The sequence below is a fragment of the Streptosporangium sp. CA-135522 genome (assembly GCF_050949235.1).
GTDB lineage: Bacteria > Actinomycetota > Actinomycetes > Streptosporangiales > Streptosporangiaceae > Streptosporangium.
The window spans coordinates 3,216,147-3,231,157 of the sequence record NZ_CP192026.1 but is presented as its reverse complement, the minus strand read 5'-3'; the positions used below and the strand labels follow the sequence as shown (position 1 = coordinate 3,231,157).

9 protein-coding genes are annotated in these 15,011 nt (G+C 70.4%); 4 read left to right on the top strand and 5 right to left on the bottom strand.

From position 1 onward, the window contains the following. Window positions 1-15: 15 nt before the first annotated feature. The 4 genes from ACQPYK_RS15250 to dnaE all read right to left on the bottom strand — a co-directional run bounded on the left by ACQPYK_RS15250 (window position 16) and on the right by dnaE (window position 7,407). Window positions 16-1,332 carry an MFS transporter gene (locus ACQPYK_RS15250; protein ID WP_433255669.1) on the bottom strand — a complete coding sequence of 439 codons (1,317 nt, stop codon included), beginning with the start codon at window positions 1,330-1,332 and terminating at the stop codon, window positions 16-18. Continuing rightward, entirely contained in the window at window positions 1,333-2,706 is a 1,374-nt protein-coding gene (locus tag ACQPYK_RS15245) for a galactose-binding domain-containing protein (RefSeq protein WP_433255667.1), read from the bottom strand. It abuts the gene before it with no gap. 284 nt (window positions 2,707-2,990) lie between these two features. Continuing rightward, the gene (locus ACQPYK_RS15240; protein WP_433255665.1) at window positions 2,991-3,662 is read right to left on the bottom strand and encodes a GAP family protein; all 672 of its coding nucleotides are present in this window, start codon (window positions 3,660-3,662) and stop codon (window positions 2,991-2,993) included. Window positions 3,663-3,885: 223 nt separating this feature from the next. Next, window positions 3,886-7,407 (bottom strand): DNA polymerase III subunit alpha, encoded by a 3,522-nt coding sequence (gene dnaE, locus ACQPYK_RS15235; protein ID WP_433255662.1) that lies wholly within the window; start codon window positions 7,405-7,407, stop codon window positions 3,886-3,888. Between the two features lie 148 nt (window positions 7,408-7,555). On the opposite strand from dnaE, the gene ACQPYK_RS15230 reads away from it, so the two are divergent. Then, the gene (locus ACQPYK_RS15230) at window positions 7,556-8,956 is read left to right on the top strand and encodes an amino acid permease (protein WP_433255659.1); all 1,401 of its coding nucleotides are present in this window, start codon (window positions 7,556-7,558) and stop codon (window positions 8,954-8,956) included. Here ACQPYK_RS15230 and ACQPYK_RS15225 read toward each other — a convergent pair. Beyond that, window positions 8,947-9,879 (bottom strand): chorismate mutase, encoded by a 933-nt coding sequence (locus ACQPYK_RS15225; RefSeq protein WP_433255657.1) that lies wholly within the window; start codon window positions 9,877-9,879, stop codon window positions 8,947-8,949. The two genes, ACQPYK_RS15230 and ACQPYK_RS15225, sit on opposite strands and share 10 nt — an antisense overlap. 318 nt (window positions 9,880-10,197) lie before the next feature. Here ACQPYK_RS15225 and ACQPYK_RS15220 point away from each other — a divergent pair, with 318 nt between their 5' ends. Genes ACQPYK_RS15220 through ACQPYK_RS15210 form a run of 3 tightly spaced genes read left to right on the top strand, consistent with a single transcriptional unit; the run spans window position 10,198 to window position 15,006 of the window. Then, the gene (locus ACQPYK_RS15220; protein WP_433255655.1) at window positions 10,198-12,255 is read left to right on the top strand and encodes a serine/threonine-protein kinase; all 2,058 of its coding nucleotides are present in this window, start codon (window positions 10,198-10,200) and stop codon (window positions 12,253-12,255) included. 49 nt (window positions 12,256-12,304) lie between these two features. Next, window positions 12,305-14,164 (top strand): protein kinase domain-containing protein, encoded by a 1,860-nt coding sequence (locus tag ACQPYK_RS15215; RefSeq protein WP_433255653.1) that lies wholly within the window; start codon window positions 12,305-12,307, stop codon window positions 14,162-14,164. Then, a complete protein-coding gene (locus ACQPYK_RS15210) occupies window positions 14,161-15,006 on the top strand; it encodes an AraC family ligand binding domain-containing protein (RefSeq protein WP_433255650.1) in 846 nt (281 codons plus the stop codon). Before ACQPYK_RS15215 ends, ACQPYK_RS15210 begins: the two co-directional genes overlap by 4 nt. The last annotated feature ends 5 nt before the right edge of the window (window positions 15,007-15,011 follow it).

Genomic DNA, 15,011 nt, shown 5'->3' with positions numbered 1-15,011 from the left:
GCGCCATCCGGGGATTCACGAACGCCTCCGTACCGCGAACCAGGCGCCGAGCGCGCACGCCGCGAGCCCGACGGTGACGGCGGCCAGTCCCGTGGTGCTCCCCCACACCGTCCAGACCGCGCCGAACAGGGCCGACGACAGCAGCCGGGCGGTCGCCTGTCCCGTCTGCAGCAGTGCCAGGCCGCTGGTGCGCAGGTGGGTGGGGAGCATCGGCCCGGCCACCGCCATCAGCACGCCATCGGTGGCGGCGTAGAAGGCCCCGTGCAGGGCCAGCACGGCGACGAGCCACCCCGGTCCGAGCAGCACGAGGTAGGCGGCGATCAGCGCCACGTGACCGGCAAGAAAGACCGGTATCCGGCCCAGCCGGTCGGCGAGCCGCCCGACGGGCACGGCCAGCAGCAGGTAGGCGGCGGCCGTGCCGATCGGCAGCAGCGGGAAGTACTCGGCGGTGAGGCCGCCGCGCTTCTGCAGGAGCAGGTAGACGAAAGCGTCGCTGATCGTGACCAGTCCCAGCAGGGCCGCCACCACGCACACTCGCCGGAACGCCGCCTCGCGCAGCAGCCCGAGCGCCGCGCGCGGCGAGGTCGCCGGCCGTGGATCCGGCCGCGGGCCTGACTGTGACCCTGGCTGCGGACCCGTCTGCGGGCCCGGTTGCGGGCCCGGTTGCGGACCCGATCGTGGGCCCGGCACCGGACCCGGCAGCGGCGCGCGCTGGTCACGGACGTACATGACCAGCAGCAGCACGCCGAGCACGGCCACGCAGAAGCTGACCACGAACACCGCGTCGTAGGCCCCGCCGGTGCCCGTCAGGACGGCGAATGCCACCAGCGGGCCGAGCAGCGCGCCGAAGGTGTCCATGGCGCGATGCACGCCGAACGCCTGCCCTAGCTCGTCCGGTGGCACGCTCAGCGAGATCAGCGCGTCGCGCGGAGCCGTGCGCAGCCCCTTTCCGGTCCGGTCCAGGGCGATCACCGCGCCCAGCGCCGCGACCGAACCGCCGGCCGCGAGCAGGGCCGGCTTGCAGAGCGCCGACAACCCGTATCCGACGCCGGCGACCAGCTTGCGCCGCTGCCACCGGTCGGCGAGGTTGCCGCCGGCCAGGCGGACCAGTGCCGTCACCCCGAAGGAAAGCCCGTCCAGCAGGCCGAACTGCAGCAGGTTCAGCCCGAGGGAGAGGGTCAGGTAGAGCGGGAGCACGGCCGCGACCATCTCCGAGGAGATGTCGGTGACCAGGCTGACCGCTCCCAGCGCGAGCACGTTCCCGGGGACCGTCCAGGAGAGCCGGGGCCGCGGGCGGGTTCCGTCCGCGGCCCGGCTTGCCGAAATGTACATCTAGTGGCAGGCGTAGGTGGGGCCGGTGTCCTTCACCGCGCCGTCGATCCCGATGAGCTGCCAGGAGAACGCGCTGGGGGCGAACTTCAGCTTGACCACGCCGTAGACGTCCTGCAGCCGCTTCTGGCTGTTGGGCTGAACGTTCTCGATCTTGTACGGCGAGGCGCCGCCCATACCGCCGAGGATCTCCACGATGCCCTTGGGGTCGGCCTGGGCGTCGGGGTTCTGCGGGGCGAACCGCTCGTAGTGGTGGTCGTGCCCGTTGAGCACCAGGTCGGCCCCGGCGTCGTAGAGGATCTTCCACACGGGCTTGCTCACCGGGTCGTTGCCGTGCTCACCGGAGCTGAACAGCGGGTGGTGCCAGTAGGCCGCGACGCAGCCCCGGGTGTTGGCGGCCAGGTCGGCCTTGAGCCAGCTGATCTGGGCCGACTGGTCGAAGGCGTTGGAGTCGAGGGCGACGAAGTGCCAGTTGCCCCGGTCGTAGCTGTAGTAGGTCTTGCCCTGCGGGGTGGCGATGGAGCCGAAGTAGCCCTTGTAGCCGGCGTAGACGCCCGCCGGGTCGTAGGTCTCGTGGTTGCCGGGGACCGGGCGCGTCTTGCTCTTGAACTTGCCCCACGTCTTGTCGTAGTACTTCTGGTAGTCCGACAGCCGGGCGTCGTCATACTGGTTGTCGCCCATGGTGATGACGAACTCCGGGTTCATCGCCTGCACCTGCGCCGCCGTCTTGGGGTGGGCGCAGGAGCTGGAGCTCGCGGTGCACTGGGCGGCGATGTCACCGGCGGCGGCGACGACGAAGGTGTCGCCCGGCGGCACGGTCGGGGTCACCGTCGGGGTCGGGGTGGGGGTCGGCGTCGGGCTGGGCGTGGTGCCACCGCCGAACACCTGGAACTCATACAGGGAGTAGCCGTAGTCGGTGCCCCTGGCCGTGCCGTACATGCGCACGTAGCGGCCCGCGCCCGACAGGCCCGTCAGGTCGTCCTCGCCGCCGTCACCGGTGCTCGTGGAGTAGACGGTCGTCCAGGTGGCGGCGTCGTCGGAGACCTGGATCCGGTAGGCCTCGCCGTAGGCGGCCTCCCAGAACAGCTTGACCCGGGAGATCGGGGAGACCGCGCCCAGGTCGACGCGGATCCACTGCGGGTCGCTGCCCTCGGCGGAGGCCCAGCGGGTGGAGGTGAGGTCGCCGTCGACCGCCTTGCCCGAACTGTAGGAGGAGCTCTCCTTGGAGGAGGAGGCGGCGGGCTTGCCCTGTGACAGCAGGGTCTCGGCGGCTTCGGCGCGGCCCGTGGCGACGAGGGCGCCTACGAGGAGGATCCCGATCGCCGCGAGGATCGGCAGGAGGCGGTGGGGGGTGAAGTGAGGCGTCGTTAACGACACGAGCTGTCTCCTGAGGGGTGAGAGACGAAAGCCACGGTGCCGCCGGCGGCACCGTGTGATCAGCGGCCGGGACAGCACATCTCTCACTGAGCACGTCACGTCCCGCAGGGGGACGCCGCGCCAAGCCGCTCACCGGCATAGTGGCAAGCGGCCGGGCGCGATGTCAATGTAAGTTAGGAAGGTTTCCTAACTTGTATTCAATCGTTTCGAGGAAGGGCACCCGCTGGGAACACGGGATTTTCCGCGTCACGGATCGTCGGCCGAAGCGCCGGAGCGGAGGCCGGTCACAACCCGCCGACGCCCTTGACGACCAGCAGGAGCCCGAGCACGGTGATCACCAGGGCCATGAACGCGGCGCTGTGGACCTCAAGCCAGTCCTTCGCCCGGCCCAGCGGAACGACGATTCGCTCGCCCAGCAGCAGGTGAAGCACCAGTGGAAGAGCGACGGTGCAGGCGGCCAGGCCGGTGAACACCGCCACGGCCCCGACAACGCCCGCGGCGGACAGGCCGGCCGAGCCGATGCCGAGCCCGCCCGCCGCGGCCAGCAGCAGGATCTTCGGGTTGGCCGCCGACAACCCCAGCCCCAGCCACAGAGCCCTGGCCGGGGTGGTGGCCTCGAGAGACCGCATCCATCCCGGCACCGCCTTCCCCTTCCGGTCATACCAGTGCCACGCGCCGAACAGCACCAGCAGCGCGCCGAGGCCGATCCTCGTCCAGGAGACCCAGACGGGCGGCTCCCCGAGCAGTTCGACGATCGAGAACAGCACGGCGAAGGCCCCGGCGGCCACGGCGATCCCGACCACCCAGCCGGCCAGGAAAGCCCCACCGGCCGCCCGCGCCCGGGAAGTGAACAGCATGAATATCGCCGGGATGATGGAAAACGGCGACAGCGCGATTCCCAACGCCGGTGGCGCGATCTCGCCCATCACGGAGCCCAGGCCCATCCCAGAGCCCATCACGGAGCCCAAGCCCATCACAGAGCCCATCGGCTGCCCCCAACTCGCGATGACTGACAGCATTCATACCCGGTCCGCATGGCAAGGCATGCGTCACCGAGACGCCGTGTCACCCGCGGCCCGGAGTACGCGCCGAGCCGTGCCGACGCCCGTACCGCCGAGCCGTGCCGACGCACGGCTCGGGGGTGAACACGACGACGCCGAAGAGGGATGAACCCTCTTTTCAGGCTCCCAGGCAGGCGGGCCCCAGCAGCTGCTTCAGGTCGCCCATCAGAGCCGGGGAGGGCGCCACGCGCAGGCGGTCGTCCAGGCGCACGATGGTGGTCTTCGGACCGTTGTGCACCTGGAGATGGACCTCGGTGGTGCCGGGATGGGCGGTGAGGACCTCCTTGAGGCGGCCGACCACCGGGGGGGTGCAGCGGGTGAGGGGAAGGCTGACAGCCAGGGGGCCGCCGCTCTCGCGGGTCAGGTCGGGGGCGGTCACCTCCATCGCGATGATCTTTCCGACGTCCTCGCGCTTGTCCAGGCGGCCCTTGACGAAGACGATGGCGTCCTCGGCCAGGATCGTCGCGCAGAGCTGGTACGCCGAAGGGAAGATCATCACTTCGATGGCGCCCTCCAGGTCCTCCAGCATGGTCAGGACCCAGGTGTCGCCCTTCTTGGTGACCTTGCGCTGGACGCCGCTCAGGATGCCGCCGACCGTGACGATCTGCCCGTCGGGACGGCCGTCGTCCTGGAGCGCGGCGACCGAGCAGTCGGCGCCGGAGGCGAGGATGTGCTCCACGCCGAACAACGGGTGGTCGGAGACGTACAGGCCGAGCATCTCCCGCTCGAACTGCAGCAGCGTGTTCTTGTCCCACTCCCCCGGCGGGATCTGCACGTCGAAGGTCTGGTCCTCGGCACCCTCGATGGCGCCGAACAGGGAGTCCTGACCCTGGGCCTCGTTCTTCTTGATGCCGATGATGCTGTCGACGGCCTGCTCGTGGACCATCACCAGGCCCTTGCGCACGTGCCCGAAGGAGTCGAAGGCGCCCGCCTTGATCAGCGACTCGATGACCCGCTTGTTGCACACGACCATCGGGACCTTGCGCAGGAAGTCCTTGAAGTCGGCGAAGCGGGTCTTCTCCTTGCGCGCGGCGATGATCCCGTCGACCACGTTGCCGCCGACGTTGCGGATGGCCGACAGGCCGAACCGGACGTCGCTGCCGCGCGGGGTGAAGTCGAAGTCGGAGTCGTTGACGTCCGGCGGGAGCACCTTGATGCCCATGCGCCGGCACTCGTTGAGGTAGAGCGCCGACTTGTCCTTGTCGTCCTTGACCGACGTCAGCAGGGCGGCCATGTACTCGGCCGGGTAGTTGGCCTTGAGATAACCGGTCCAGTAGCAGACCAGGCCGTAGGCGGCGGTGTGCGCCTTGTTGAAGGCGTAGTCGGAGAAGGGCAGCAGGATGTCCCACAGGGACTTGATCGCCGCGGCCGAGTAACTGTTGTCCTTCATGCCCTGCTCGAAGAACTCGTACTGTTTGTCCAGTTCCGACTTCTTCTTCTTGCCCATCGCGCGGCGCAGCAGGTCGGCCTTGCCGAGGGAGAACCCGGCGACCTTCTGCGCGATGGCCATGACCTGCTCCTGATAGACGATCAGGCCGTAGGTCGTGTCGAGGATCTCCTTGAGCGGTTCCTCCAGCTCGGGATGGATCGGGGTGATCTCCTGCTGGCCGTTCTTGCGCATCGCGTAGTTGGTATGGGAGTTGGCGCCCATCGGGCCCGGCCGGTACAGCGCCAGCGCCGCCGAGATGTCCTCGAAGTTGTCGGGACGCATCAGCCGCAGCAGCGAGCGCATGCCGCCGCCATCGACCTGGAACACGCCGAGCGTGTCACCACGGGCCAGCAGTTCGTAGGTCTTGACGTCGTCCAGCGGGAGGTCGAGCAGGTCGATCATGGTGCCGGTGTTGACCTCGATGGCCTTCAGGCAGTCGTCGATGATCGTGAGGTTGCGCAGGCCCAGGAAGTCCATCTTGAGCAGGCCGAGCGTCTCGCAGGTCGGGTAGTCGAACTGCGTGATGATCACACCGTCGGAGTCGCGGCGCATGATCGGGATGTAGTCGGTCAGCACCTCCGAGGACATGATGACGCCGGCGGCGTGCACGCCGGTCTGCCGGATCAGCCCCTCCAGACCCCTGCCCAGGTCGACGGCCGACTTGACGTCGACGTCCTCGTCGTACAGCTTGCGCAGCTCGCCGGCCTCGTTGTAGCGCGGGTGGTCCTTGTCGAAGATGCCCGACAGCGGGATGTCCTTGCCCATCACCGCCGGCGGGAACGCCTTGGAGACCTTGTCGCCCAGCGCGTACGGATGGCCCAGGACGCGGGCCGCGTCCTTGATGGCCGCCTTCGCCTTGATGGTGCCGAAGGTGGCGATCATGGCGACCTTGTCGGCGCCGTACTTCTCGGTCACGTAGCGGATCACGTCGCCGCGCCGGCGCTCGTCGAAGTCGATGTCGACGTCGGGCATGGAGACACGGTCGGGGTTGAGGAACCGCTCGAAGATCAGGCCGTGCGGCAGCGGGTCGAGGTCGGTGATGCCCAGCGCGTACGCCGCCAGCGAGCCGGCCGCCGAGCCACGGCCCGGGCCGACCCGGATGCCGTTGTTCTTGGCCCACATGATGAAGTCGGCGACCACGAGGAAGTAGGACGGGAACCCCATCTGCAGGATGACGTCCATCTCGAAGTCGATCTGCCGGTGGTGCTCGTCGTCGACGCCCTCGGGGAAGCGCCGCTCCATGCCCCGCTGGATCTCCTTGCGGAACCAGCTCTCCTCGGTCTCCCCCGGGGGGATGGGGAAGGTCGGCATCAGGTTCTTGAAGCCGAACATGCCGGTCGGATCGACCTTCTCGGCGACCAGCAGCGTGTTGCGGCAGCCCTCGGCCCACAGGTCGGAGGAGTCGACCGCGCGCATCTCGTCGGCGGTCTTGATGTAGTAGCCGCTGCCGTCGAAGCGGAAGCGGTCGGGGTCGGACAGCTGCTTGCCGGTCTGGATGCAGAGCAGCGCGTCGTGGGAGGTCGCGTCCGACTCGTAGGTGTAGTGGGAGTCGTTGGTGACCAGCGGCGGGATGCCCAGGTCCTTGGAGATGCGGGTCAGGCCGTCGCGGACCCGGCGCTCGATGTCGAGCCCGTGGTCCATGATCTCCAGGTAGTAGTTGTCCCTGCCGAAGAGCTCCTGGAACCTCGCCGCCGCCGCGAGCGCCTCGTCGTACTGCCCCAGACGCAGGCGGGTCTGGACCTCACCCGACGGGCAGCCCGTCGTGGCCATCAGCCCCTCGGCGTGCTCGGCGAGGATCTCGGCGTCCATCCGGGCCCACTTGCGCACGAAGCCCTCGGTGTAGGCGCGCGAGGAGAGCTTCATCAGGTTGCTCAGGCCCGTGGCGTTCTTCGCCCAGATCGTCATGTGGGTGTAGTAGCCGCCGGCCGAGACGTCGTCGCGCTTTTGGTGCGGCTCGCCCCACAGCACCGGCTTCTTCTGGTGCCGGGAGGCCGGCGCGACGTAGGCCTCGATACCGATGATCGGCTTGATGCCGGCCCCGGTGGCCTGCTTGTAGAAGTCGTAGGCGCCGTGCATGTTGCCGTGGTCGGTGATCGCGATGGCGGGCATGCCCAGGTCACCGACCTGTTTGAACATCTGCTTCAGGCGAGCGGCTCCATCGAGCATGGAGTACTCGGTGTGAACGTGAAGATGCACAAACGAGTCGGACATGCGGCCTCGTTCCTCCCCTGATCGCGTGTCGGCGTGGGAAGCCTACGCGTGTTTGCGGCCCCTCGGAGCACCCACCCACGCACACTCTGAGCAACGGTCGGATACGTTGAGTAATAATCTTTGTGAGCTGGGCATACTGGAGGGACTCGTGAAGACCGACGAGGGCTACAGCCACGCGCTCGGCAACCGCCAGGTGCAGATGATCGCGATCGGCGGCGCGATCGGCGTCGGCCTGTTCCTCGGGTCGGGCGGGCGGCTCCAGGCGGCCGGTCCGGCGCTGGTGCTGTCGTACGCGGTCGCCGGGCTCGCGGCGTTCTTCGTGATGCGGGCCCTGGGCGAGCTGGTTCTCTACAAGCCGACCTCGGGCTCATTCGTAGAATACGCCGCCGACTTCGTCGGCCCCTGGGCCGCCTTCGCCAGCGGCTGGATGTACTGGATCAACTGGGCCTTCACCGGCATCGCCGAGCTGACCGCGATCTCCATCTACGTGAGCCTGTGGGCCCCGCAGTTCCCCCGCTGGCTCACCGCTCTGGTCGCGCTGGCGTTCGTGCTGGCCGTCAACCTGCTGTCGGTGCGGCTCTTCGGCGAGCTGGAGTTCTGGTTCGCCATGCTCAAGGTCCTGGCCATCTGCGCGTTCCTGGTGACCGGCCTGGCGCTGGTGATCTTCGGGCTGGACCTGGGCGGGAGCACCGCCGGGATCGGCAACCTCACCGCCCACGGGGGCTTCTTCCCGAACGGCTTCCCGGTGGTGCTGATGAGCCTCCAGTCGGTGATCTTCGCCTACGCGTCGATCGAGCTGGTCGGCATCGCCGCCGGCGAGACGAGGAACCCTCGGCAGATCATGCCCAGGGCGATCAACGGCGTGGTCTGGCGAATCGCGATCTTCTACGTCGGTTCGGTCCTGCTGCTGGCCATGGTCCTGCCCTGGACCGCCTACGGCCCCGGCCAGTCCCCGTTCGTGACGGTCTTCGCCGCGCTCGGCGTCCCCTGGGCCGCCGACGCCATGAACCTCATCGTGATCACCGCGGCCATGTCGTCCTGCAACTCCGGCCTCTACTCCACCGGCCGCATCCTGCGCGCCATGGCCGTCAAGGGCGAGGCCCCCGCCGTCGCCGGGCGGCTCAGCTCCCGGCACGTCCCCTACGGGGGCATCATGATCACGGCGAGCGTGCTGCTGGCGGGGGTCGTCCTCTACTACTTCATCCCGGAACGCGCCTTCAACATCGCCACCGCCGTCGCCTCCCTCGGCGTCGTCACCACCTGGGGCACCCTGGTCTACTGCCAGATCGGGCTGCGCCGGGCCGCCCTGCGGGGCCTGCTCGAACGCCCCTCCTTCCGCATGCCCGGCTCGCCGTACACCAACTGGCTCACCCTGGGTTTCCTCGCACTGGTGGTGCTACTCATGCCCTTCGCCGACGCCGACCAGCGGATCGCCTTCTTCTGCATCCCGCTCCTGGTCGTCGCGATCGCCGTCGGCTGGCGGATCGTCGACCCCCGGCGCCGCGCGGGGAAGGCGGCGTCCCGGCACCGGGCGCCGGGTCAGGGCTGACCGTTCGCCCTGCGCTCCTCGGCGAGGTGCAGACCCGCCTCGATGACGGCGTTCATGATGGGCGCCAGCCGCACCTCGCCCAGGGTCGGGGCGCGGCGGGCCATCTCGGCGACCAGGCGGCGCTCGCGGTCCATGTCGCGGCCGGCGAAGCCGCCGACGGGTTTGAGGCGCTGGACGGTGCCGGCGAGTTCGGCGCGGCGTTCGAGGAGGACGGCCAGGGCCGCGTCGACGCGGTCGATGGCACCGCGGGCGGCGAGGATCGACTCGGGGGTCTCGCGGCGGGTCACCGCGCCGATGATCCGCACGGCCTCCTGGGCGGCGAGGACGGCCTGCCCGGTGGCGTCGGGGGCCAGGAGAAGACCGTCGGCTCCGGCCGCGATCGCGGCGGCGGCCAGCGCGGGGTCCTCGCCGAGGTCGACCAGGACGGGACGGCCGGACCTCTCCCGGGCCGCGCGCATCAGAGCCAGGTCGACGGTCACCCCGGCCAGGTGCGTACGGCTGCCGCTCTCGCAGAGCACGACCCGATCGTTGCCCTCGGCCACGCAGTAGTCGGCGATGGCCAGCCACTCCTCCAGGGTCGCGGCCGGACCGCGCTGGACGAGCACGGGCAGGCCCAGCCGGGCGACCGCGCGGACCAGCTGGAAGTCCTGCATCCAGGCCGCACCGACCACCACGCCGTCGGCGTTCTGCGCGATCTCCGGCAGGTCGCCCGTCGAGAACGGCTCCACCAGGATCGGCCCGGCCCACTCGGCGCGGACCGCCGCCACGGCTTCGGCCGCGCGCACCCGCCCGTGGTGGTCACGCAGGTTGATCCAACGGGCGTCCGCGCCCGGACCACCGATCACCACGGCCGGCCCGGCCCCCACCGTGAGCGTCCCCAGTTTCACGGCCCCACGCTCCAGGTGTGCGGTCGACAACGACATTTCGGCTCCTCATGTCCGGCCGGCGCACATCCCGCGAGCCGGCGAATCGCAAGAAACAAAAAAGGCAGAGACATGGGTCTCTGCCTGGCGCCGGCTCCGGATGGTCGCTAGATCACGCTCTCGCGACCGGTCCTCCCGGAACCGGCCTGATAAACGCGAAATAGCAAGTCATGGGTTCGACGATAGGCCATCTCCGAACCGGACGCCACCTGCTGGACAATACGTCTCGGATTGTGGACACTCGTGGCTCGCGGGAGTCGATCACCCTTCTCGGCCTATGAGAGTATTCGGGGGTTTAGAAAGGGGTAGGTGCGGTTGATGGCCGGAGCACAGTCTTCTGAGGGACGTCGCATTGCCGCCCGCTACCACCTGCGCGAGCCCATCGGCCGGGGTGGCATGGGCATCGTCTGGCGGGCCCATGACGAGCTTCTCGATCGTGAGGTCGCGGTCAAAGAGGTCCGCTACGCCGACATGCTCGGCGAGGACAACCAGGAAGACTTCAACCGGCGCACCAAGCGCGAGGCGCGTGCCGCCGGCCGGCTGACGCACCCGAACGTGGTGGTCGTCCACGACGTGGTCGAGGAGGACGGACGCCCCTGGATCGTCATGCAGCTGGTGGAGTCCCGCTCGCTCGGCAAGGTCCTGCGGCAGGACGGGCCGCTGCCGCCGCAGCGGGTGGCGGAGATCGGCCTGCAGGTGCTGGACGCGCTGCGCGCCGCGCACGCCCAGGGAGTGCTGCATCGTGACGTCAAGCCCGAGAACGTGCTGCTGGCCGACGACGGCCGGGTCGTGCTGACCGACTTCGGCATCGCGACGCTCGAAACCGAGACCGCGCTGACCATGACCGGCATCGCCGGCACACCCGCGTTCATCCCGCCGGAGCGGATCAAGGGCGGAAGCGCGCAGCGCGAGTCGGACCTGTGGTCTCTCGGAGCGACGCTGTACGCGGCCGTGGAGGGTAAGCCCCCGCACGACAAGGGCGGCGCGCTGCCGACCATGCACGCCGTGCTGAACGACGAGCCGGAGCCACCGGTCCGCGCGGGCCGGCAGCTGGCCGCGGTGCTGGACGGGCTGCTGCGCAAGGACCCGGCCCGGCGCATGTCCTACGACGAGGCCGCGCGGCTGCTGCGCGAGGTGGCCGAGGGCGGCAAGCAGCGGCCCGCCGCGCCCGCCAAGACGGCCCTCATGCCGGCCGTGACCACCGAGGCGACGGCCGAGACCGATCCCGGGATCCAATACCAGCCCGAGGGCTTCCCCGCGACCGGGGTGAAGCTGGGGCCCGCCGTACCGGCCCAGGCCGAGAGCTCCTCTCCGGCACCCGCCAAGAGCTCCCCCGCCCCTGCGGCCCCCGCCAAGGCGCCTCCGCCCATCTCAGCGCGCGGGAAGACCGAGCGGCCTGAGCCCGCGGCCGAGGCGCGGCAGGAGCCCGTCCCCCGGCCGGCGGCTCCCGCCCCCCGGCCGGTCTCCGCTCCCGGCTCCGGCGGCCGGCCGGCCGCCGGGGCCAGACGCGACCCCTTCCCCCCGGTCCGCCCGGAGCCCGTCCCCCGGCCCAGGCCGGAGCCGGTCGTACCGGTCATGCCGGACTCCGAGATCTGGGACCGACCTTCGGAGCCCGCCCCCGCGCCGACGGGGGAGCGCCTTCCCACGTCGCCGACGATGCTCTCCGGGCCGTCCCGCTCGCCGGTGAAGCGGGGACTGCTGGTGATCGTGCCCGCGGTCCTCATCGTCGGGGCGATCGCGGGCTGGCTCGGGATGCGCAGCGGTGAGACGGGTGCCCTGTCCACCCCGCACACCAGCAAAACCGCCAAGTCGACCGAACCGGCCAAATCAGGTCAGACGACCGCCGACTCCACGCCGTCCACGTCCGCGTCCGCGAGCCCCACCCCCACGGCCAGTCCCAGCGCGAGTCCGACCGAGAAGAAGAAGGACGACTCGAAGCTTCCCGACGGCTGGCACATGCACAAGGACTCCAACGGCTTCTCCATCGGCCTGCCCAAGGGCTGGGAGGTGGAGAAGCGGCCGGGCCAGCAGGTGTGGTTCCGCGGGCCCGACCGCAGGAGCTTCGTGTTCGTCGAATACGTCGACAAGGCCGGTCCCGACCCGAAGAAGGACTGGTACAACCAGGAGAACTACAGCCGCGGCAACTTCCCCGGCTACAAGCGGGTCCGGATCGAGAAGGTCGACTACATGGAGAAGGCCGCCGACTGGGAGTTCACCTGGAGGACCAGCTCGGGCAAGGCCCGGGTGATCAACCGGGGGTTCGTCACCAAGGGGGGCCGGGGATACGCGATCTACTGGCACACCCCGGCCGCCGACTGGGACAAGAACATGCACTTCTTCAAGGGGTTCACCGAGACCTTCTCCTCCAAAAAGTGAGGGCCGCCCCGACCGGCTACGATTCGTGAGTTTGGGAGGGGCGAGGAGAATGACCGAACGGAAGGTGGCGGGCCGCTATCGCCTGCTCGAACCCATCGGCGAAGGCGGGATGGGCGTCGTCTGGCGCGCCCACGACGAGCTTCTCGACCGGGTCGTGGCGATCAAGGAGGTCCGCTACCGCGGGGTCGACGAGGCCGCGCGGGCGGAGCTGAACCGGCGCACGATCCGGGAGGCCAGGAGCGCCGGGCGGCTCGACCACCCATCCGTGATCATCGTGCACGACGTGGTCGAGGAGGAGGGGCGGCCCTGGATCATCATGCAGATGGTCCGGTCCCGCTCGCTGGGCGCGGTCATCCGCGAGGACGGACCGCTGGCTCCCGACAGGGTGGCCTCGGTCGGGTTGCAGGTGCTGGGTGCCCTGCTGGCCGCGCACGCCGCCGGAGTGCTGCACCGCGACGTCAAGCCGGAGAACGTGCTGCTGGCCGACGACGGCCGGGTCGTGCTGACCGACTTCGGCATCGCCTCGATGGCGCAGGAGACCGGGATCACCCAGACCGGTGGAATGGTCGGCACCCCGGCTTTCCTCCCCCCGGAGCGGCTCCACGGGATGGCCGCCACCCCGGAGTCGGACCTGTGGTCCCTCGGGGCGACGCTGTACGCGGCCCTGGAGGGCCGTCCTCCGTTCGAGCGGGCCACGGCCGCGGCGACCATGATGGCCGTCCTCCACGGCGAGCCCAGCCCCATGACGCACACCGGCCCGCTCAGCTCGGCGATCGTCGGCCTGATGGCCAAGGACCCCGCCGTACGGATGACCGCCGAGCAGGCCACGGCCCTGCTGGGCCGCGCGGCCTCGGATCGGGGCGCCGCGCCGCGCACCCCCGTGGGCGAGGCGCACACGGCCCCGCCCGCCCCGCCGGTCGTGCCTCCTTCGCCCTACGGCCCGGCCCCCCGCCTCACCGCCCCCTCCCCAGGCGGCCCCGCCGGTGACCCCGCCCACCATGGCGACCCCTCCTACGGCGCCCGGTGGCCGCACGCCGGACACGCCTCCCCTCCGGGGGAGACGACGCCGGGCGGGTGGCATCCGCAGTACGCCGAGTGGCCGCCCCACACCGGCGATCCGGCGCGACCGCCCCACCTCGGCGGCGCGTCCCACGCCGGGCGGTCCCACCCCGGCGATCCGGCGTACCCGGGGCAGTGGCCACAGCACGGACAGCCCACCGACGCCGGCGGGCTCACCCCTCCGGCGCGGCGGGCGGCGGCGGGACGAGTGGCGCTCGCGGTCGGGGTGCCCGTGCTCGTGATAGCGGTCGGCATCGGCGGATGGCTGGTGCTGCGGAATACGGACGGCACGCGGCCGAGCGGCCTGGACACCACCGCGGTGGTCCCCGGCGAGACGACCACCACGCCCGTCAGGCCCACCAGGTCGCCCGGTGCGAGCACCACCCCGCCCGCCCGTCCGTCCCCGGCGATCCCGGCCGGCTGGCGGCTCCATCGGGATCCGCTGGGCTTCACCGTCGCGATTCCCAAGGGCTGGACCGTCAAGCGGTTCTCCGGCCGCGACAGAGTCGAGTTCCGGCCGCCGGGAGGCGACGGCTTCCTGTGGATCGAGTCGACCGAGGACCCCGTGAAGGACCCGGTCAAGCACTGGGAGAAGGTGGAGCGGGGCGGCCTGGCCAAGAAGCTCTGGCCGGGCTACGAGCGAATCGGCATCACCCCGCTGAGATACCGCAGCCTTCCGGCCGCCGACTGGGAGTTCACCTACCTTAAGGACGGCAAGGTCAAGACACACGTCCTGGACCGGGGTTTCCGCACGCTCACCGGCCGCCCGTACGCGATCTACTGGGAGGGCCCGGACGACAGGTGGAGCCGGACGCTCTTCGACAGGTTCACCGAGGCCTTCCGGCCGTGACCGCGCCGGAGACCGCGCGTTTCTGGCGCAGCCCGGCGCTGCCGGGGGTGGACCTGCTCAGGGCCCGGTACGTCACGCACCGCTTCAGCCGGCACGTGCACGACGGCTATGCGATCGGGGTGATCCTGTCCGGGGTCGAGGAGTTCGACTACCGGGGCGTCCGGCATCGGGCCGGCGGTGGGAGCCTGGTCCTGGTCGACCCCGAGCAGGTGCACACCGGCCATGCGGGCGAGCCGGGCGGCTGGGCCTACCAGATGCTCTACCCGTCGGTCGAGGTCATCGCGGGCATCGCCGCGGAGTTGCTGGCCGGACGCGGCACGCCGTACTTCCCCGAGGCCGTCGTGTCCCACCCGCACGGCGCCGCGCTGCTGCGGGCCGCCCACGACGCCGCCGAGCACGGTGACGACCTCGCCTCCTCGACGCTGGCCCGCGTGGCCTTCGGCGTCCTGCTCCAGCACCACGCCGGACGCCGCCCGGCGGGCACCGCGCCCTCGGCGGGCCACCACGCGGTACGGCGGGCGCGGGAGATCCTGCACGAACGGCTCATCGACCCGCCCACCCTGGAGGACTTGGCACAGGCCGTGGACGCCGGGCCGTTCGTCCTGATCCGGGCCTTCAAGTCCGCCACCGGCCTGCCCCCGCACGCCTATCTGAACACGCTCAGGGTTCGGCGGGCCCGGAGCCTGCTCGACTCCGGCATGCCCGCCGCGCGGGTCGCCACCGAGGTGGGATTCACCGACCAGGCTCACCTGACCAGGCACTTCAAGCGGATCGTCGGCGTGCCGCCGGCCGCGTACCAGCGCGCAGGAACGTACAAGACTGGACCCGAAAAACGGACATAACCTCG